Here is a 20,417-nt window from a genome sequence, read left to right on the forward strand (position 1 = left end):
AATAGTTTTTTTACCGAATATTTAATTGTTTTGTAACAAAAATATAATACCGGCTACTAATAAGTCAACTATTTAAATCTTTATATTATGTATAAAAATACGATGAAATCAGTTTTTGCTGCATCTGCTTTTTTAGTGGGAGTAAGCGGCTGTTTTGCACAGGACATTTTGGTAAATTCATTAAAGTTAAATGCAAGCGATAAAAGTAAAGAAGCTTTTAAATTTACCGAAGTAGTAAACTTAGGAACTACATCTGTAAAAAATCAGGGTTCATCTGGAACTTGTTGGAGCTATGCTTCAAACTCTTTCTTAGAATCAGAAATGATTCGTTTAGGAAAACAGCCTGTTGAGCTTTCTCAGGTTTTTTCTGCAAGAAACGTTTATGTAGAAAAAGGAATTAATTACGTTCGTATGCACGGAGCTGTTACTTTAGGCGACGGTGGCGCTTTACATGATGTTACAAACATGTACAAAAAATACGGAGCCGTTCCTAGAGAAGTTTACACAGGATTAAACTACGGAACAGATAAAAATAAATTTGCCGAAATGGCAGCACTTATCGAAGGCGTTTTAGCAGCAGTGGTTAAAAATCCAAACGGAGAATTAACACCAAACTGGCAAAAAGCTTACGCAGCTGTTATTGATTCTTATTTAGGAAAAGTGCCGGAAAACTTTACATACAAAGGAAAAAACTACACACCACAGTCTTTTGCAAAAGAAGTAGTAGGAATTAATCCGGATGATTACGTTGAGCTGTCATCATTTACAACTTCTCCTTACTACCAAAAAACAACTATGATGGTGCCTGATAACTGGTCATTCGATCAGGTTTACAACGTAAAAGTAAACGACATGACAGACGTTATCGACAACGCATTGAAAAAAGGATATACGGTAGCTTGGGCAACAGACGTAAGCGAAAAAAGCTTTAGCTGGAAAAACGGTGTTGCGTATGTACCAACAAAGAAATTCGACGAAATGACTGCAGAAGAAAAAGCTGATATGTTTAACGGACCAAAAGCAGAACCAGAAATTACTCCGGAAATGCGTCAGGCAGCGTTTGATAACTACACAACAACAGATGACCACGGAATGCATATTATTGGTCTTGCAAAAGATCAAACCGGAAAAGAATATTATATCGTAAAAAATTCTTGGGGAGAAACAAACGACTACAAAGGTTTCTTATTTGTAACCAAAAATTTCGTAAAATATAAAACTACTGCCTTAATGGTAAACAAAGGTGGAATTCCTTCTGAAATCGCTAAGAAATTAGGGGTTTAAGATTCGATTAAGTTTTTTAAAATTAGAAAAGCGCTGCAATGAAAATTGCGGCGCTTTTTTGTTAAACATTCTTGTTTGTTTTTTTTCAATACTTGAGGATTGAAAAAAATATATAAGATGTATCTTTGAAGTTATATTTGTATAGGTTTTTTCTTTCTTTATTTCTTTTCATGAAGGTGGGAAATCAAAATAGATAAAAAATAAATAAAATGATAAATATGAAAAGTCAAGAAATCATAGATCTTTTTGCTCAATTCGAAGAAGCTGCATCAAATATAGAAGGAGTTGAATGCTGGAGCGCTAGGGAATTGCAAAAATTACTTGGATATAGTAAATGGGAAAACTTTGAAAAGGTAATTAAGAAAGCAAAAGATGCTTGTCTAAATGCAGGAGAAGATATAGAGAATCACTTTCCTGAAGTCGGGAAGGTGATAGAAGCTGGTAAAGGAGCTCATCATATCATTAATGATATAGCACTTACGCGTTATGGATGTTATTTAATCGCTCAAAATGGAGATAGTCGTAAGGAAGAAATTGCCTTTGCCCAAAATTATTTTGCAGTTCAAACCCGAAGAGCTGAAGTGATAGAGCAACGTTTGTTGGAATTTGAAAGAGTAAAGGCAAGAGAAAAACTTACTCAAACTGAAAAACAACTTTCCGGGATATTGTTTGAACGCGGAATAGATAATAAAGGTTTTGGTGTAATACGCTCAAAAGGAGATCAAGCATTATTTCGTTTATCAACGATGCAGCTTAAGAAAAAAATGAGTATTCCGGATAATAGACCAGTTGCAGATTTTTTGCCTACTATAAGTATTAAAGCTAAAGATTTAGCAGCAGAAATGACAGGTTTAAATGTACAAAGTAAAGATTTAAAAGGGCAAAATAAGATAGAAAATGAACATATTGAAAATAATAAAGCGGTAAGAAATATGCTTACACAGAGAGGAATTGTGCCTGAAAATCTTGCTCCTGCTGAAGATGTTAAAAAAGTACAACGTAAATTAGAAAGCGATGATAAAAAAATTCTCAAGGAAACTAAGAAGAAAAAATAAGGTTTTAAAAATAGAAAAGCGCTGCAATTTTCATTACAGCGCTTTTTTATTGGTAACAAGGAATTTGCACTTAATCGTTTTTACAGACACTTTGCAGTTAAAATAAACATTAAGTAACACAAAATCAGTAACTTTATAGATTGTTAATGCAGTATGAACTTATTTAAATATCATGAAAAAGTATGCAGCTATTATCGCAAGTGTTTTTTCTGTAGGCAGTTTTGCTCAGGCAAATTATACGATTATCGATGCAGATACAAAAAAAACAGCTTCAAAGTTTGACGACAAATCAGCCGAAGATCTAATTATTGATTCTTATCTTGTTGTAGAAGTAATCAATATGCCTTTTGGTAAGCGAACTACCAAATATGAAGTTTCGAAGCTGGATATGGTGTATACAAACGATTTAGGGCCAAATAATACCAGAACGGTCACTCCAATATATAAAAAGAAAAAAGTGCGGTCTGCAGGCGCTGTTTCGCCAAAAGAAGTTGTTGAAGCCAATGCCGAGATTCAGCCCGTAGAAGTTGAGGTTACGGCTCCGGCTTATGCAGAAAAGTTTGTAAAAATAGATATTCTGGATACTTATACAAATGTTTTAGACAAAGGCTACAGATCAATTGATATGCTCAAAAAAGTTGCCGATAAAAGTTATTTTGAAAATGATTTCGAAACTTCTGCAAAATACTACGGAGAATTAATAACTCTCGATCCGGAAATCGAAACCGTCTATTATTACAGATACGCCGAATCTTTAAAAGCAATTAACCAAATTGACAAAGCTAATGAAGCCATGCTTTTGTTTGAAAGTAAAAATACAGCCAACGATATAACAAGGCACAGTAAAGTTGCAAGAAATTAAAGTATAGATCTGTCATTTCGAGAAAGTGATATAACAAAAAAAGACTATCAATCGATAGTCTTTTTTTGTTTTTTGCAAAACCAATATTTAGTTAATAAAACCAAATTTGTTTTCGAAGATTTTTCCAATTAAAGGCAGTGGAGTTTCTTTTTCTTTACTTGCGTTAATTGCTCCTATAATTATAAGAATTAGAAAAACTAAACTTACTAAGCTTAAAATCGATGCTAATGAAGGAATAATTCTTGCTACGATCTGTACAATTACATTATACGCAATTGCGATTACATATAATCCAAAAGATTGTTTTTGGTGATATTTTACCAGCGGATCTCTAGGCGAATTAGAAGAGAAGAAAGATACTAACCATCCAATTATGGTTATGTAAGAAACAATGGCTAATGTTTTATTATTCATTTTGTTATATTTTAAATATTAAATTTTGTGCAAAAATATCAACATTAGCTTTTTTAAACAGGACAGATAGGTTTAAAATGTATCAAGATAAGACTTTTTTGAATCCTGAATTTGGACAGATCACAGTAGTTTTGTTAACCATTGCTTGAATTCCTTTCAGTGGAGGTAATATAAATAGGTAAAAAAAAAGACGATCAATTTGATCGTCTTTTTTTTTAAGCTCCCCCTCTTGGGCTCGAACCAAGGACCCTCTGATTAACAGTCAGATGCTCTAACCAACTGAGCTAAGGAGGAATCACCTTAAAGGTAAATATGTTTGCTAAAAAAAGTTGCTCCCCCTCTTGGGCTCGAACCAAGGACCCTCTGATTAACAGTCAGATGCTCTAACCAACTGAGCTAAGGAGGAAGTTGTTGCTCTTTTTAGCGAGTGCAAATATAAAACTATTTTTAGTTTCTCAAAAACATTTTCACTCTTTTTTTGACTTTTTTTTACTTGCCTACAATGGCCTTGTAAATGTCGTTACCGTTAGCAAACAGTAGTAGTGAAATAAGTAAAACAAAACCAACCATTTGCGCATTCTCTAGGAATTTGTCGCTTGGTTTTTTGCCGCTTATTATTTCATACAATAAAAACATAACGTGTCCGCCATCAAGTGCCGGAATTGGCAATAAATTCATAACTCCAAGCATAATCGATAATAATGCCGTGATTGACCAGAATACTTCCCAGCTCCAAGAACTTGGAAAAATATTATAAATCGCAGCAAAACCACCTACTTGTTTGTATGCTTTTGTTTCTGGATTAAAAATCATTTTCAATTGTTTTCCGTAACCTACTAATTGATCTTTTCCTTTTTCAAGACCAACCGGAATCGATTCGAAGAAACCATATTCTTTTGTGCTTACTTTATAATAACCTAATTTTTCTAAAGAATCCATTCCTAATGCACCAACACCTACGCCAAGTTTTCCTGCATTAGAAACCTTTAAAGTAATAGGAGTTTCTTTTAAATCACGTAAAACAACGGCAGGAATAGATTTTCCTTTGTTACTTTCTAAAATAACTTTTGCTTCATCAAAATATTTAATTTTTTGACCATTAAGGCTCACAATTAAATCTTTTGGTTTTAAAGCTGTATTTTCAGATTCCTCAGAAAGTTTACCCACAACAAAAGGCATTCTAATGCCAACTAATAAACCTTTTTCATGTTTAGATAATTGGTCTACAAAATCTGTTGGCATTTTAATAGTCTGCTGTTCACCGTTTCTTTCAATAAGAACCTGTTTTGCCATGATAATGTTCATGTTCATATCACTGTCAAAATTCTCAACCTTTTTTCCGTCAATAGACATTATTTTGTCACCCGTTTTAAATCCGGCTTTAAGCATTGCAGGATTGTCAATAGCCACACCATCTTTTAAATCAGAATTGGCAATATACGTATCACCGTAAGCAAATGCCATTCCTATATAAATAATAAACGCCAGAATAAAGTTTACTGTAACACCGCCAAGCATAATAATTAAACGCTGCCAGGCTGGTTTAGAACGAAATTCCCATGGCTGAGGCGGAAGAGCCATCTGCTCTTTGTCCATACTCTCATCAATCATTCCCGAAATTTTCACGTAACCTCCAAGCGGTAACCATCCAATTCCGTATTCAGTTTCGCCAATTTTCTTTTTTAACAGCGAATATTTAACATCAAAAAATAAGTAAAATTTTTCAACTCTCGTTTTAAACAATTTTGCCGGGATAAAATGCCCTAATTCATGAAGAATAATAAGTAAAGATAAACTCAATAAAAATTGAGAGAGTTTGATAACTATATCCATTGTAAATTTTTAGTTCGTATTTAACGCACAAAAGTAGCGTTTTCTTATTTAATTTAATACCGCAAGATACTACTTAAGGTTTTAAATGTTTGTTAATTAATAAACATTTCGATTTCTCCTTTTATCAAGATAGAGTAACTTTACTTTTTAAAAGGCTTTCATATATAATTGGTAGCCCTTAACTATAAAATGTTACATATATGTCTTCACAATTATTTTCTCCATTAACTATAAAAAACATCACCTTAAAAAATAGAATTGCAATTTCGCCAATGTGCCAGTATTCTGCCGTTGACGGATTTGCAAACGACTGGCATCTGGTTCATTTAGGAAGCCGTGCCACAGGCGGAGCCGGATTAATTATTCAGGAAGCCACAGCAGTTTCTCCAGAAGCCCGAATTTCTCCCTCTGATCTTGGAATCTGGAAAGATGAGCATATCGAAAAACTAAAACAAATAAATGAATTTATTGTTTCTCAAAATTCAATTCCCGGAATTCAGCTGGCGCATGCAGGCAGAAAAGCCTCTGTTTCGGCTCCGTGGCTTGGTAATAAAAAGTTAGATTTCGCTCAAGGCGGATGGCAGACTGTTGCGCCAAGTACGATCGCTTATCATGACAACGAGCCTTTTCTTCCCGAAGCTTTAGATAAAAACGGAATCCAAAAAGTAATTTCTGATTTTAAAACAGCCGCAAAAAGAGTTATAGAAGCCGGATATCAGGTTTTGGAAATTCATGCGGCACACGGATATTTACTGCACCAGTTTTTATCGCCTCTAACAAACGTAAGAACGGATGAATACGGAGGCAGTTTTGAAAACAGAATTCGATTTACACTCGAAATTTTAGAAGCAGTACAACAAGAATGGCCTAAAGACCTTCCGTTATTTGTTAGAATCTCTGCAACAGACTGGGCAGAAAATGGATGGAATCCCGAAGAATCTGTACAGCTTTCAAAAATATTAAAAGAAAAAGGAGTAGATTTAATCGATGTTTCATCTGGAGGATTAGTTTCACATCAAAAAATTACACTTGGACCAGGTTATCAGGTTCCATTTGCAGAAAAAGTAAAAACTGAAGCCCATATTTCAACTGGAGCTGTTGGTTTAATTACCGAGGCGAAACAAGCCGAAGAAATTTTAAATAAAGGTCAGGCCGATTTAATTTTATTCGCCAGAGAATCATTAAGAAATCCAAATTTACCTTTAGATTTCGTCGCAGCATTAAACGACGATATTGAATGGCCAAAACAATACGAAAGAGCTAAACTTTAATTTTATTAGCCACAGATTTCAGAGATTAAAAGGATTATACCTTGAATCGTATTAATTAAATTTTGGATTAGAAAAATTAATGCAAATTCGTGAAATTCGTGGCAAACAAAAAATCTGTGTAAATCAATTTAATCTGTGGCAAAAAAAATATAAAAAATGCAAAAAATAAAAACAGCACTATTGTCATACGGAATGTCGGGAAAAGTTTTTCACGCGCCATTTTTAGATATTCATCCCGGATTTGAATTGTTAGGATCTTGGGAAAGAACCAAAAAACTAATTCAGGAAGATTATCCATACGTAAAAAGCTATCCTTCAATAGATGATTTGCTGGAAGATGATGTCGATTTAGTAATCGTAAACACGCCTGTAGGAACACATTACGAATATGCAAAAAAAGTGCTTTTAGCCGGAAAACATGCCGTGGTCGAAAAAGCTTTTACAACAACAGTCGCAGAAGCTCAGGAACTGGCTCAGATTGCCGAAGAAAAAAGAGTAAAACTAGCCGTTTTTCAAAACCGAAGATGGGACAGCGATTTTAAAACCGTTCAAAAAATTATAAACGACGGTGTTTTAGGAGATTTAGTAGAAGCTGAATTCCATTTTGACCGATACAATCCATTATTAAGTCCAAAGGCACATAAAGAAACGGCCAACGACGGTGCAGGAGTTTTAAAAGATTTAGGGCCTCATATTATCGATCAGGCAGTTTGTTTATTTGGTTCTCCAAAATCTGTTTTTGGAGATATCAGAATAACCAGAGAAAATTCTTTAGTAGATGACTGGATTGATTTATTGTTAATTTACGATGATTTCAGAGTGCGTATAAAAGCTGGATTTTTTGTCAGAGAAGCTAATCCTGCTTATACCGTTCACGGAAAAAAAGGTTCTTTTTTAAAACCTCGCGGAGACGTTCAGGAAGATGATTTAAAAATTGGAGAAAAACCAAATTTAGAATCCTGGGGAACAGAATCGGAAGATTTACAAGGTATTCTGCACACTGAAATAGACGGAAAAGTGATTCGCGAAAAAGTGTCTACGCTAAAAGGAAATTACTTTTCGTTTTTTGACGGCGTTTTCAATTCTATTACAAACGATACAGAAGAACCCGTTACAGCTCAAGACGGTGTAAAAGTAATGCAGATTATCGAAGCGGCTATTGCAAGTAATGCACAGCGCACCGTGATTAATTTATAACATCTACAATAAAATATACATTTCGATTAATCGTAGAGACGCACAGCAGTGCGTCTTTTTTTTTGTTTGAAATATGAAAATATCGCCTTTCAAAAATGAGTTTAAATCAGTAAAATCTGCGGGCAAAAAGAAGTAATTTATAAACAATAACGTTGTAAATAAACGAACAATTCGTACTTTTAAGTAAATGTGCTGCTTTTTTGTAATTTTATAACATAATCCTTAAAGACATTAATTTTGATAAACTTCAATCCATTACAGCTTTTCCAGACAAAAGGAAAAATCAAGAAAGTTTTTAGAGAAGCAAAAGCTTCTTATTTAAACCGAATTCGTTTTGCTGTAGGAATGTTTTATTTCGGAATGGGATTGAGTTTTGCAACCTGGGCCAGCCGAATTCCGGATATTAAAACCGCGCTTCATTTAACAGAAGGCGATTTAGGTTCTATACTTTTTGCACTTCCAATGGGGCAGCTTATTGTAATGCCGTTTTCGGGAAAAATGGTTACTAAATTTGGAAGTCATCGTGTTTTAATTTTTTCTTTAATAATGTATGTCTTCAGTTTAACCAATTTAGGATTGGCTACAACTGCTTTACAATTGTCGTTAGGTTTATTTTTATTTGGAATTTTTGGAAACTTAGCCAATATCGCGGTAAATACACAAGGGGTTTATACCGAAGTTTTATTCAAAAAAACGATCATGTCTTCTTTTCATGGAATGTGGAGTTTTGCCGGATTTACAGGTGCTTTAATTGGTTTAGGAATGCTTGCTTTAGATTTATCGCCTTTACATCATTTTATGATTGTGGGCGGAGTCGTATTAACAATGGTCGCTTTTAATTTTAAATTTTTGATTCGTGCCAAAGAAAAAATCAAACACAATACCGAAAAGAAAAAAATGTTTGCAAAACCAGACAGCGCTTTGCTTTGGCTGGGAGTAATTGGTTTTTGCAGTATGGCCAGCGAAGGTGTAATGTTTGACTGGAGCGGTGTTTATTTTAAAGATATTGTGCAGGCGCCGGGACCTTTGGTTGTTTTAGGATATACCTCATTTATGATTATGATGGCCGGCGGAAGATTTTTAGGCGACGGAATGATCAATAAATTTGGACGCGAACGCGTTATGCAAATCAGCGGTGTTATGATTTCTGTTGGACTTTTTACAGCTGTTTTTCTACCTTATATTATTCCTTGTATCATTGCTTTTATGGCAGTAGGTCTAGGAGTTGCTACAATTGTGCCAACGGTTTACAGCCTGGCAGGGAAAAATCCAACAGTTCCTGCGGGCGAAGCTTTAACGATAGTTTCAAGCGTGAGTTTCTTAGGGTTTTTAATGGGACCTCCGGTTATTGGACACATTGCTCAAAACTTCGGACTTCAGTTTTCTTTTGCCTTTATCGGGATTTTTGGAGTGCTGATTGCTTTTATGGTTTCTAAAATTAGACCTTCCTCTTAAGTTTTTTTGTAAGAATTTATTTTCTTTTAAAAATAAAGTTTCTATATTTGAACTTTCTGTTGTTTGTATTGCAAACGAGACAAAACCATTTCTAAAAACCAATTTTATCTTTTGAATAGGATTATTATCCGAAAATCAATTTTCAAAGTAAATTGGAATTTTTAATGGTAAAAAAATACATTGCCTTTTTTATTTTAGGGTCTTTTAGTTTTGCTTTTGCACAAGAAACAGTTTTTAGAGGAGTTGTTGTTGATTCTAAAACCCAAAATCCTCTGGAAAATGTTGTAGTAAGCATTCAAAACTCTTCTATAACCAAACTCACTTCTAAAACCGGCAGATTTGAACTGCATTCTTCTATAGAAGGAGAGCAATTACTTTTAATTCATAGTCAGGACTGCAAAGATTTACTGCTCAAAATTCATTCTAATTTTGGTCAGATTGTATATCTGGGAGTTTTACAGTTAGAAGATATTTATTCTGACGAAGTACCGGCAGCATTAATCACATTATTAGACAGCGACTTGTCTGAAGATAATAGTTCTTCAGAAATGACTTCCGGGCTTTTGCAGTCTTCAAAAGATGCTTTTATGCAGGCTTCTGCATTCAATTGGGGTCAGGCACGATTTAGAGTCCGCGGACTCGACAGTGAAAACGGAACCATGATGCTTAACGGCATGACGATGAATAAAATCTACGACGGAAGACCGCAATGGAACAATTGGGGCGGACTAAATAATGTACTTCGTAATCAGGAATTTTCGGTAGGAACCGTAGCTTCAAATTATACTTTTGGAGGCATTTTAGGAACACAGCAAATATTTACACGTGCTTCGCTATATCGAAAAGGTGCACAGTTTACCTTTTCAGGAAGTAATACAACGTATAGTCTGCGCGGCATTGGAACGTATGCTTCAGGTATGGATTCGTCTGGCTGGGCTTATGTAGTTTCTGCCGGAAAAAGATGGGCAGACGAAGGATATTTTGAAGGAACAAACTTTAATGCTGATTCTTTTTTTATGAGTGTAGAAAAAAGACTAAATAATAAACATTCGCTCAATCTTACCGGATTTTACACACCTAATTCCAGAGGGAAAAACTCTCCAAATACAGCCGAAGTCACGAATTTGATGGGCGAAAAATACAATTCATATTGGGGATTTCAGAATAATAAACAAAGAAACGGAAGGGTTAAAACCGTTGAAGAACCACTGTTTATGCTGAATCATTATTTTAAAATTGATGAAAAAACAAACCTGAATTCAGGCGTTATGTATCAGTTTGGAAAAGTTGGGAATACCAATATTGATTATCAAAATGCAGACAGTCCGGATCCGGTTTATTATAGAAAAATGCCAAGCTATTTCAGCTCACTTTATGCAAAAGATCAGGGAGAATTTTCGGGAGCTTTCACACCCGATTATGAAAATGCAGAAAAAAGCAGAGAGACATTTCTAGCTAATTCTCAAATCGATTGGAATGCCATGTATCTGGCCAATCAAAAACCGGGAACAAATGGTTACGAACCGGCACAAAGTCATTATGTTTTGTATGAAGACAGAACAGATGATAAAACTTTTGCAGTAAATTCTAATTTAAATACACAAATTACTCCTAACATTTCTTTTGATGGAGGAATTGCCTATCAGAATTTGAAATCGCATAATTTTCAATATTTGCTGGATCTTCTGGGAGGAAAATATTTTGATGATATTGATCCGTTTTACAAAGGAGATCAAGCACAGTCTGATTTGCAAAATCCAAACAGACAGGTAAAAGCGGGAGATATTTACGGCTATAATTATAATTTTTTATCGAATGTTATAAATGCTTTTACTCAATTTAAATTTTCATATAATAAAACCGAATTTTATCTGGCGCAATCTTATTCGATGTCCAATTATCAGCGAGAAGGATTGTATCAAAACGGACTTTATCCAACCAATTCTTTAGGAAAAAGCGATAAAGTAAATTTTGAGAATTTTGGATTTAAAGGCGGATTTACCTATAAAATATCGGGCAGACAGTGGCTGTTTTTTAATGGAGCACATCTTACCAGAGCGCCTTCTCTGCGAAATACATTTTCGAATTCACGTTTAAATAATAATATCGTAAACGGGATTGAAAGTGAAAATATAAGCAGTGCCGAAGCTAATTATGTTTATAGTTCTCCAAAACTAAAACTCCGATTAACAGCTTACTATACTTTAATTAAAAACACGTCAAAAACTTCTTTTTTCTATGCTGAAGGAATTTTTGATAACGGAGCAGGCTATGATCCTACAGACGCTTTTGTGAGTCAGACTTTAACCAAACTCGATAAGAAAAACACAGGTGCAGAATTGAGTTTTGAATATCAAATTACATCTACTCTAAAAACAACTTTAAGTGCTGCTTACGGAAATTATATTTATAATAGTAATCCAAATGTATCAATAACAAATGATGCAAATGCAGTAAAAGAAGGAGCACAAACCACTTTTGATTTTGGAAAAGCCTATCTTAAAAACTACAAACAAGCAGGAACGCCTCAAAATGCTTTTTCGCTTGGCTTAGAATATCGAGATCCAAAATTTTGGTGGATTGGAACTAATATCAATTATTTGACAGATAATTATATTGACGTTTCGCCTATTTCTAGAACTTCTCAATTTTACATTAATCCGGCAAATGGTTTTCCTTTTCCTGAAGCGACTTCTGAAAGAGGAAATGAATTATTGAAACAAGAAAAATTTGATCCCATAACCTTATTAAATATTAATGGTGGAAAATCCTGGCGCATTTACAAAAAATATATTGGCCTTTTTGCCAGCGTTAATAATGTTTTGAATTCCGTTTATAAAACAGGTGGTTTTGAGCAGCCTCGGAATGCCAATTTTAGGGCTTTAAATCAAGATGTGTCAAGTGGAATGCCATCATTTGGACCAAAATATTACTACGGTTACGGAAGAACTTATTTTTTAAATCTCACAATTGGTTTATAAATCGAAAACTAATTTATTATGAAAAACATCTTTTCAAGTTTATTTTTAGGAATAACATTATTGCTCATTATAAGTTGTAATAATGAAATCGAAACACCACATCTTGCTTGTACTCAGCCGGATTTTAAAGTAAACAAAACAGTCGAAAAAGTCTACGAACTTTCGGGACCGACAGCAAAACAATATTTATATGATGATGTAATAGAAGCTTATGTCATTTCTAGTGATGAAGGTGGAAATTTCTTTAAAAACATTTCACTGCAGACCAAAGCAACGTCTAAAAATCCTGCAATTGGTTTTAGCGTTCCATTGGATGCATCAAATACTTATATCGATTACAGAGTTGGAAACAAAGTATATGTAAAACTAAAAAATCAGTTTACAGATTTGTATTATGGAGGTCTGCGAGTTGGAAGTCTATATGTGAGTAATGCTGGAGATCCAACAGTGGGCAGGATTTCTCAAAATGAATATAAAAATGTTCTTAATGCTTCGTGCACTATTATTGATGAAAATGAACTCGTACAATCACTAACTGTAGAAGAAGCTCTAAACGACAGCAAATTAAACACGCTGATAGAATTAAATGACGTAGAGTTTACTGAATCAGCCATTGGACGTCATTATTTTGAAGAATCAAATAATGTAGGAGGATCTACAAACTGGTATTTAAGGGATAAAACCGGAAATCAGATTATTTTTAGAACCAGCAGTTATGCAAAATTTGCAGATCATTTTGTACCCGAAGGAAGTGGAAAAGCCAGAGGTATTTTAACCAAATTTGGATCGGATTATCAATTTATGGTACGATATGAAAATGATATTGTAATGAATGGAAAAAGAAATGTTCCCTTTTTTGCAGAAGATTTTCAGTCAGTTAAAAACAATGTCAATTTTGCGATGCCAGGCTGGAGTAATATTGTCGAAAAAGCAACAAAACTATGGAAAAGCATGGTGTATGCCGGAAACGGTTATGCCGAATTTAATACCACAAGTACAACAGCAGCAGAAAATATTGCCTGGCTGGTTTCGCCTAAAATTAATTTAACAGGTTACAAAAATGCGGTTCTCTCTTTTAGAAGTGCTCAGCATGATTTAAAAGTAGATTCGCCATTAAATACACTGGAAGTTTATGTTTCAACCAATTTTGACGGATCGAGTGTAACGAAAGCAAAATGGACAAAACTGGAAGCCAAAGTTCCTGTTCTTTCCACCCCTTCACGAGAATTTATAAGTTCCGGAGGAATTGATTTATCTGCTTATTCAGGAAATATAAATATTGCATTTAGATATGTAGGTGCAGGAAAAGATAAAACACTAAACGGTGCTTTTATGGTTGATGATGTGAAGATTTTTGGAGAAAAGTAAATTATTTTCTACAAATATAATATTGTAGATTATTGTATTCTGAATTGTTTTAATTGTAAAATAATTCCTATATTTGATTTTTAAATTTATGAGAAATGACTTATGTTGTTCCGTTTTCATATAATGATTACTTTACATATGAAATAGAAGTAGGCGATACTCTTGAAAGCGTTGCTGCGAAATTAGATATTGAAGTTTACCAGTTAAGGAGTTATCATAATACATACTGTCCTTTAGAAGATTGTATTGGGCGCTCTTTCCCAAATCATCTAAAACTTCTCATACTTCAGTCAGAAGAAGAAAAACAAGCACAAGAAGCATATCGCGAAAAAATACATTTTTCTTCTAAAGATTTTAAACTGCCATTTCTTCCGGCGCATCTAGATAAAAATTATCTGGCAATGTACATTATTGAAAAAGGTAATGAGAGACATTCTATAAAAGAAGAAATTAATGTTAAGTGGCTGGCTACAGATTCTAATGAATATTCTTTAATTGAAATTGATAGAAAAGCTTTATACATTAATGATAATTATTCTAAAAGCCCTTCGGATGAATTAGCAGAAAAAACGGCATCAATATTTTATCCTTTGGAAATTGTTGTGGATTCTGATGGAAAGTGGATTGATATTTACAATTTTGACTCAGTACGCAATCGTTGGTATAATTTAAAAAATGAGATACTTAGCGATTTTAACGGAAATGCTGTTAAAGAGCGGTTGAAGGCTTTTGAAAATAAATTAGAACATGACGATATTATTAGAGAATCATTTAGTAATGATTGGTTTTTAAGAGCATTTTTTAATGGACTAAATATCGAGTATAAAGAAGCATTAAAGTTTCAAAATACAATTTCATTTCCTGTTTCTCATAAATTGAGAGATGTAAAGTTTATTGTTGAACAAACTATTTTGCCGGCAGTAGACCAATATAATCTTGTTAACATAACACAAAAAGGACTTCTTTCTGATAACAGAAGCAAAGATGACTTTGAAAATGGGTTACCTTTTTCACATTACATTTCAGAAACAGTAGAATCTGAAAAATTGCAAGGAACTTTTGAAGCCCATTATTTTTTAGACCCCAATACTAATACCGTAGAAAGTCTTTTTCTGGAATGCGCCATAGAACTCGATGTGCCGCAAAAAATTACAATTGTAATATCTAATCTGGATGAACAGGGAAAATTAATTCTTGATACTGGAAATGAGCTGTATATATCCGTAGATAGAAAACCTCAAGAAACAGAGCAGGAAATAAAATGGATGCTTATTGCGATTATTGTAATTGTAGCTCTTTTAGTCTATGGAATTGTCAAATTTTATTTTTAAAAACAAACGAAATGGGAGAAAAACACATGGTAGTGCAAGGTGCAGTTTGTAAATGCGCTTGGAGTAAAGAAGGAAAAACAGATATTTTAAAAGTAAAAACACACTCAAAACATTTTGCTAATGATAAAGGAAGTGCAAAAAAATTACAGGCAACAACAAAAGAAATCGGAAAGACATTCGAGCTAAATTCATTTGGAAGCTGCAGAAAACAGCCTTTGGGTAATGATCAATACAAAGTTTGCATAGTTGATTTGACGGAATGGAAAAATCCCTATGAAAAAATAACACTTAGTAATGAAGGTAAAGTTCTGCTTGAAGACAGTAAAGCAACTTGTTCAATGGGCACTCCTAACTGTATAGAAATTGTAAAACATGGGCAGGTTTCTGAACCTTCTGTACAAAATTTTCAAAAAGCAGATCCCGATGTGCAAAATAGAATAAACCCATTATTAAAACTACATGAGGCAGGAAAACCAGAATTTAATTTTAACGGAATAGAACAAAATTAATCATGGCAAAAGGAATAAAAAAAATTGAATGGACTGGCGAAGGTAAAATAGTAAGCAGTCTTTCAGTTCCAGATCAAAGGACGGTTATACAGGCTGATCAATTTGTATATTTTAAAATTTCAGAATGGTATAATGATACAAATCCAGATGATAAAAAGAGAAATGTATTATGGCATTTTCAAACAAATAATCCAAGAGAAAGTGTTCTAAAAACTACAAAAAAAGGAGAGGATACTTATGGTATAAAACTGCCTAAAAATCTTTGTGGGCCCTTTCTTTACTATCTGCAGGTAAATTTACCAAGTTTAGAATATTCAAAATCTGCGGGTTTACTTATTAGCGGCTGGTGCGAACCCAGAATTATTTCTAGTGCCTGGGCAACTGAAACAAAAGGTACGGATGTGAGATTGTCTCATTATTTTTGTTACGGACATCCCGTTTATCTTCATTTAAAAACAGAAGGATTAAACGGCTGTAATAATTTAATTATAGAAGTGCATCGTAGAGTAAAAGGCGGTCAAAAAGTTGAGGACGACGAATTAATAAAAGTCTATACCAAAGTTCCTGTTATAAATGGTGAAATTAATGTGATTCTTAATGATACTTCCAATTGGAATATTAAACATAAAAATGAAATTGAAGATTTCTATATAAAGGTTAAGAATCCGGAAGCAAAAGAATATATAAAAGACTATAATAACGATGTTTATCATGCGCGTTACTTGCGCATAAAAAACAAAACCGAATTCATTCTTCCTAAAATTGATACAGGAAACAATAAGGCAAAAGTAGGAAAATCAAAAAAATACGAAAAAAATCCCGGAAGCTGCAAATTTGCAAAAATTAGGATTGGATATAATGAAGATGATGACCTGATATTTGATGAAGGAAAGTTTATTCGCAGAGCAAATCCAGATGATAAGTTTGATATTTTAGAGAAAATACATTACGATTTTGATAAATGGGAAATTCGTAATGATGCAAAACCTATTTTAGACAAAGTAGCTGTTTACTTAAAAGAACCGCCTTTACTTCCTGTTGAGTTAGGCGCTCATACAGATAATAGAGGAACAGACGAATACAATTTAGAGTTGTCTGTAAAAAGAGCAGATTCTGTTGTAAAATATTTAATATCACAAGGCGTAGATAAAAACCTGATTTCTGCAAAAGGATATGGTAAAACAAAATTAATTCATCAAGGAGAAAATATTTCAGAAGAACTCCATCAGGAAAATCGAAGAACCACTTTGCGATTTAAACTTTTCGAAAACGATGCTCAAACACTTGTACACGATCTTATTGTGCCAAGTTATAAAAAGCCAGGGGATATAAAAATAAGTATTGAGGACTTTAGTAGAAAGGCGTGTCATAAAACAAAAGATCATACGAATCAATTAATTTCTCGTGACAGCTATAATAAGAAAGAATCTCATGATCTAATAGAAAAAAAAGGAGCAAATAATGTAAATGTAAAATTGCATTCAAGAACGCCAACTACTCCAAAAATATCGGATTCACTTTCATTTGGCAAAACATATAAAAACATATATCATTATTACTTAAATTCCTGCGCCTATTATTCTTTGAATACTAATCCAACTCTTGCTATTAATGCTTATCCTGATATTGTTTGGATTGGACATTTTCAGTATAATTATACGCATCACGAAGATCAACACGAACCTGCAAAAGCACCTTATTATTTCCATAACAAAAAGTTAGAACTAAAAAATGGTATTAAGGAGGAAATAAATGAAATATCAAATTCTTTAATAGATAAGATTTTGGCATTTTTTCCGGCATACTGGCTTACAGAAAAAATTTTTCTAGGTTATGTTAGAGGTTCAGCTTTAATTTATGATGTAGGATTACATGCAATTTATGATCGCGAGCTTGAAAAAAGAGAGCAACCTTTAAATCTTAAAGGAACTGAACTTGATTTTATAAAAACCGATAGTACAACACGCCGTATTGCAGCACTTATAATTTACGAAATGGTTGCTGTGGGAATCATAATAGATTTACTAATGATTTATCTTACGGAGGGTGGAAGTGCAAAAGGGAAAATACTCAAAATAACCAGTAAAGCAAATGAAGTTTCAAAATATGTAAAGGAAGTCGGTGCCAAATTAGTGCCGTCATCAATTGCTATAAATACAGGAATGTATTACAAGTTAATGCAAGATAGAAGAATGGCATTAATTCTTGAAGCGAATATAAAAGCTGACCCTTTAGTTGCTATAAACTTCGAGAGAAAATTCAATTTAAAAAGTCTGCTCTATGATGAAGGTCATAAACATGAAACCAATAAAGATAAAAAAGAAGCTAATGAAGCTATAAGTGAGATTTTAGCTAAAATAGGTAATAACGATGTAACGTTTACATTAACTATTGTCGGCGAAATAAATTTAGAACAAAATGTTCTATATAATGTCTTAACGGAACAATATAGCTTAAAAGATAAATTTAGCGAATTAGTACAGAACAATACAACAGCCTATAGCAAGAGAATAAAAGGTACTGTATCGTTTGAGACTGATCTTGAGAGAGAACTGTTTAAGTTTACTCCTATAGAAACAAAAGTTACGGCACACATCAAACTAGATTTAGCATGTGAAGCTATCCTAATAACAAAATTTGGGTATGATAAAAAAGGGGGGCAAGGCTTATTTATGGAAAAAAAAATGAAGTTCTCTGGGCTGAAAGGAACTTTTCAAGCAAATGGTAGAGTAAAACCTAAAAATAAGAAACCAATAGGTTATTCTGCTAATGAGGGCAAACCTATAGATTTTACGGTTCTAGAAGGTCATACAATTTCTTTAGGTATAATTTATCTATTTAATAATACAAAACCACAATAATAGAAATTATGAGAAACACTGTCATACTTTTAACGTCACTTTTTATATTCCTCTCATGCAAGGAAAGCACTAACACAAATACAGAGAAAATGAGCAATTTAACAAGTAAAAACTATATCGAAAATATATTCAAGAGCATAAAACGCTATGATTATGAACCAATGTATTATTTAACTTATGAACAAAATATTTGTTATTCAGAAATACTGGTAAACGATATCCCAGTAAATAAAAATTTTGCCGAAATAGGTGATGGATGGACAATGCCTATTAACGACTTTATTTTTAAGAGCGGTGTTCAAAAAGTAACGTTTCGATTATATGCTGTTGGTAAAACTAAGGATTTTGATTTTCTAACTTTAACAGATAGAACAAATATGAAAATTGAAATAACAGAATCTGACAATAGAAAACGAGATTTAAAAGGGAAAGAAATTGCTAGTTATATAACTCCGTTAGCTCCGATTGTAAAATATGGATATGAAAGAACCCAGTTTATAGCAACGGGGAAAAACTATTTTGAAGCCAGTTTTACGTTTAATGCTACTGTGCCATATGAGTTCAACACTTTAAACAGAGCCGAGGATTTAAGCAAATGGGATAAAGATATACTCGAAAAAAGGGTTGTTAGTTTCTATAAGAAGCAATGGAATATCCTTAATGAAAAAAGAGAAGATGATTATTTTTCATTTTTAGAATTGAAGGAAAAAGAAACACGCCAAAGCTTATTTTGTAATAAACAAGAATTGCAAGAAATTTTAGACTCTTATACAGAGGCTTTTACCATCAAAGATTATAACATTCAGCCATTGGAGAACTATGAACTCAAATTGTATGGTGATGGAAAGCTAGTTTGCTTAGAACTCAAAAGTCAGGATAAAAATTTAAGAGGAGAGTCTGCTTTATGGGCAAAATATGATAAGGATAGAATGGCAGATTTTCTAAAATTTTATATATATATGCCAAAAGGCGGAACAGAGTTTGAAATTATAAGATAATGGTGATGAGGCATAAATTGTTTTTTACTCTGCTGATGGTATGTTTCTGTGGCTGTTCTCAAAACAAAACAGAAACTATCATGCAGAATACAGAAATTACAGAAAAAAATATTGTCAATAAATTATCCTCAGAAGTAAAACGCTATGACTATGAACCTATGTATTTTTTAAGTTATGAGCAAAACATATGTTATTCAGAGATATTGCTAAATGATATTCCCATTAATGAAAATTTTAAGGAATTAGTCGATGGAGGCACATTTGAAATTAACAATTGTATTTTTAAGAGCGGCATTCAAAAGATAACGTTGAGGATGCATCCTGCGGGAAAGCACGGTTTGAGAGATTTACAGGCTCTAGCTTGGGATACTAATATGAAAATTGATATTACGGTAGCAGACAATAGAAAACAGGATTTAAAAGGAAAGGAAGTCCTCACTTATGTAACGCCATTATCTACGTACGAAGTTGACGGTTATAAAAAAACAAGGTTTATAGCTACTGGTAAAGATTACTATGAAGCTAGTTTTACATTTAATGCAACGATTCCTTACGAAGTTGAAGGTTTTGAAAATGCGCGTGATTTGCGAGACTGGGACAAAAAAATATTGGAGAAAAAGCTCCTTTATGAATATAGTAAAGTAAAAAATATTTATCAGAATAAGGAATATGACAATATTGCTAGAACATCTTATGATGGTTTAAGAAATCAATTTGTGGCCGAATATCAAAATCGTGAATATATAAATGATGTTTGGACTATGCTTATGGAAGTTTATAAGCAACCAACATTTGAAATGCAGCCTATTGAGGATTATAAATTGGTGTTTTTTGCAGAGGGCAGGCTGGTTGCCTTGATGCAGAATTCTAAAGATCCAAGAGTAAGAGGAAATACAGCATTATGGGCAAAATTCAACAGAGGAGAAGGAATTGAAACCTTGTTCTGCAATAGCTATTTTTATATTCCAAAAGGAGAAACAGAATTTAAAATATACTAG

15 protein-coding genes and 2 tRNA genes are annotated in these 20,417 nt (G+C 33.3%); 13 read left to right on the top strand and 4 right to left on the bottom strand.

Translation table 11 applies throughout. From position 1 onward, the window contains the following. The first annotated feature begins 87 nt into the window (after positions 1–87). From ABD859_RS06185 to ABD859_RS06195, 3 genes are all read left to right on the top strand, one after another. Complete coding sequence (locus tag ABD859_RS06185) at positions 88–1,284, top strand: C1 family peptidase (protein WP_345141691.1); 1,197 nt, start codon at positions 88–90, stop codon at positions 1,282–1,284. A gap of 218 nt (positions 1,285–1,502) precedes the next feature. After that, positions 1,503–2,339 carry a DNA damage-inducible protein D gene (dinD, locus tag ABD859_RS06190; protein ID WP_345141694.1) on the top strand — a complete coding sequence of 279 codons (837 nt, stop codon included), beginning with the start codon at positions 1,503–1,505 and terminating at the stop codon, positions 2,337–2,339. Between the two features lie 172 nt (positions 2,340–2,511). Further along, a complete protein-coding gene (locus tag ABD859_RS06195; RefSeq protein WP_345141697.1) occupies positions 2,512–3,201 on the top strand; it encodes a hypothetical protein in 690 nt (229 codons plus the stop codon). An 87-nt stretch (positions 3,202–3,288) separates the two neighbouring features. Here the strand turns inward: ABD859_RS06195 and ABD859_RS06200 are convergent, their stop codons facing one another. The 4 genes from ABD859_RS06200 to rseP all read right to left on the bottom strand — a co-directional run bounded on the left by ABD859_RS06200 (position 3,289) and on the right by rseP (position 5,448). After that, positions 3,289–3,615: a magnetosome magnetite crystal formation protein family gene (locus ABD859_RS06200; protein ID WP_345141700.1), complete on the bottom strand. Its 327-nt coding sequence runs from the start codon at positions 3,613–3,615 to the stop codon at positions 3,289–3,291. A gap of 220 nt (positions 3,616–3,835) precedes the next feature. Further along, positions 3,836–3,909, bottom strand: a tRNA-Asn gene (locus ABD859_RS06205). A gap of 38 nt (positions 3,910–3,947) precedes the next feature. Next, a tRNA-Asn gene (locus ABD859_RS06210) sits at positions 3,948–4,021 on the bottom strand. An 83-nt stretch (positions 4,022–4,104) separates the two neighbouring features. Next, on the bottom strand, positions 4,105–5,448 hold the full coding sequence (rseP, locus tag ABD859_RS06215) for an RIP metalloprotease RseP (RefSeq protein WP_345141703.1): 1,344 nt from the start codon (positions 5,446–5,448) through the stop codon (positions 4,105–4,107). Between the two features lie 200 nt (positions 5,449–5,648). On the opposite strand from rseP, the gene ABD859_RS06220 reads away from it, so the two are divergent. The 10 genes from ABD859_RS06220 (at position 5,649) to ABD859_RS06265 (ending at position 20,417) form a co-directional block, all read left to right on the top strand. Then, a complete protein-coding gene (locus ABD859_RS06220) occupies positions 5,649–6,719 on the top strand; it encodes an NADH:flavin oxidoreductase/NADH oxidase (RefSeq protein ID WP_345141706.1) in 1,071 nt (356 codons plus the stop codon). Between the two features lie 156 nt (positions 6,720–6,875). Continuing rightward, complete coding sequence (locus tag ABD859_RS06225) at positions 6,876–7,916, top strand: Gfo/Idh/MocA family oxidoreductase (RefSeq protein WP_345141709.1); 1,041 nt, start codon at positions 6,876–6,878, stop codon at positions 7,914–7,916. A gap of 237 nt (positions 7,917–8,153) precedes the next feature. Further along, complete coding sequence (locus tag ABD859_RS06230; RefSeq protein WP_345141712.1) at positions 8,154–9,371, top strand: MFS transporter; 1,218 nt, start codon at positions 8,154–8,156, stop codon at positions 9,369–9,371. A gap of 164 nt (positions 9,372–9,535) precedes the next feature. Next, positions 9,536–12,352: a TonB-dependent receptor gene (locus ABD859_RS06235; protein ID WP_345141715.1), complete on the top strand. Its 2,817-nt coding sequence runs from the start codon at positions 9,536–9,538 to the stop codon at positions 12,350–12,352. 18 nt (positions 12,353–12,370) lie between these two features. Next, the gene (locus ABD859_RS06240) at positions 12,371–13,720 is read left to right on the top strand and encodes a DUF5689 domain-containing protein (protein WP_345141718.1); all 1,350 of its coding nucleotides are present in this window, start codon (positions 12,371–12,373) and stop codon (positions 13,718–13,720) included. 95 nt (positions 13,721–13,815) lie between these two features. Then, the gene (locus ABD859_RS06245; protein WP_345141721.1) at positions 13,816–15,051 is read left to right on the top strand and encodes a hypothetical protein; all 1,236 of its coding nucleotides are present in this window, start codon (positions 13,816–13,818) and stop codon (positions 15,049–15,051) included. An 11-nt stretch (positions 15,052–15,062) separates the two neighbouring features. Beyond that, positions 15,063–15,560, top strand: a complete 498-nt coding sequence (locus tag ABD859_RS06250; RefSeq protein ID WP_345141724.1) for a DUF4280 domain-containing protein — start codon at positions 15,063–15,065, stop codon at positions 15,558–15,560. Between the two features lie 2 nt (positions 15,561–15,562). Then, a complete protein-coding gene (locus tag ABD859_RS06255; RefSeq protein WP_345141727.1) occupies positions 15,563–18,421 on the top strand; it encodes an OmpA family protein in 2,859 nt (952 codons plus the stop codon). An 89-nt stretch (positions 18,422–18,510) separates the two neighbouring features. Next, a complete protein-coding gene (locus tag ABD859_RS06260) occupies positions 18,511–19,419 on the top strand; it encodes a hypothetical protein (RefSeq protein ID WP_345141730.1) in 909 nt (302 codons plus the stop codon). 80 nt (positions 19,420–19,499) lie between these two features. Continuing rightward, on the top strand, positions 19,500–20,417 hold the full coding sequence (locus ABD859_RS06265) for a hypothetical protein (RefSeq protein ID WP_345141732.1): 918 nt from the start codon (positions 19,500–19,502) through the stop codon (positions 20,415–20,417).

Origin of the sequence: Flavobacterium ginsengiterrae, assembly GCF_039539785.1 — a bacterium.
Classification (GTDB): domain Bacteria; phylum Bacteroidota; class Bacteroidia; order Flavobacteriales; family Flavobacteriaceae; genus Flavobacterium; species Flavobacterium ginsengiterrae.

Coding starts and splice junctions, on each gene's coding strand:
- ABD859_RS06195 (WP_345141697.1), top strand. CDS start 2,512: ATGAAAAAGTATGCAGCTATTATCGCAAGTGTTTTTTCTGTAGGCAGT.
- rseP (WP_345141703.1), bottom strand. CDS start 5,448: ATGGATATAGTTATCAAACTCTCTCAATTTTTATTGAGTTTATCTTTA.
- ABD859_RS06240 (WP_345141718.1), top strand. CDS start 12,371: ATGAAAAACATCTTTTCAAGTTTATTTTTAGGAATAACATTATTGCTC.
- ABD859_RS06235 (WP_345141715.1), top strand. CDS start 9,536: ATGGTAAAAAAATACATTGCCTTTTTTATTTTAGGGTCTTTTAGTTTT.
- ABD859_RS06265 (WP_345141732.1), top strand. CDS start 19,500: ATGCAGAATACAGAAATTACAGAAAAAAATATTGTCAATAAATTATCC.
- ABD859_RS06255 (WP_345141727.1), top strand. CDS start 15,563: ATGGCAAAAGGAATAAAAAAAATTGAATGGACTGGCGAAGGTAAAATA.
- ABD859_RS06200 (WP_345141700.1), bottom strand. CDS start 3,615: ATGAATAATAAAACATTAGCCATTGTTTCTTACATAACCATAATTGGA.
- ABD859_RS06250 (WP_345141724.1), top strand. CDS start 15,063: ATGGGAGAAAAACACATGGTAGTGCAAGGTGCAGTTTGTAAATGCGCT.
- ABD859_RS06220 (WP_345141706.1), top strand. CDS start 5,649: ATGTCTTCACAATTATTTTCTCCATTAACTATAAAAAACATCACCTTA.
- dinD (WP_345141694.1), top strand. CDS start 1,503: ATGAAAAGTCAAGAAATCATAGATCTTTTTGCTCAATTCGAAGAAGCT.
- ABD859_RS06260 (WP_345141730.1), top strand. CDS start 18,511: ATGAGCAATTTAACAAGTAAAAACTATATCGAAAATATATTCAAGAGC.
- ABD859_RS06185 (WP_345141691.1), top strand. CDS start 88: ATGTATAAAAATACGATGAAATCAGTTTTTGCTGCATCTGCTTTTTTA.
- ABD859_RS06225 (WP_345141709.1), top strand. CDS start 6,876: ATGCAAAAAATAAAAACAGCACTATTGTCATACGGAATGTCGGGAAAA.
- ABD859_RS06245 (WP_345141721.1), top strand. CDS start 13,816: ATGACTTATGTTGTTCCGTTTTCATATAATGATTACTTTACATATGAA.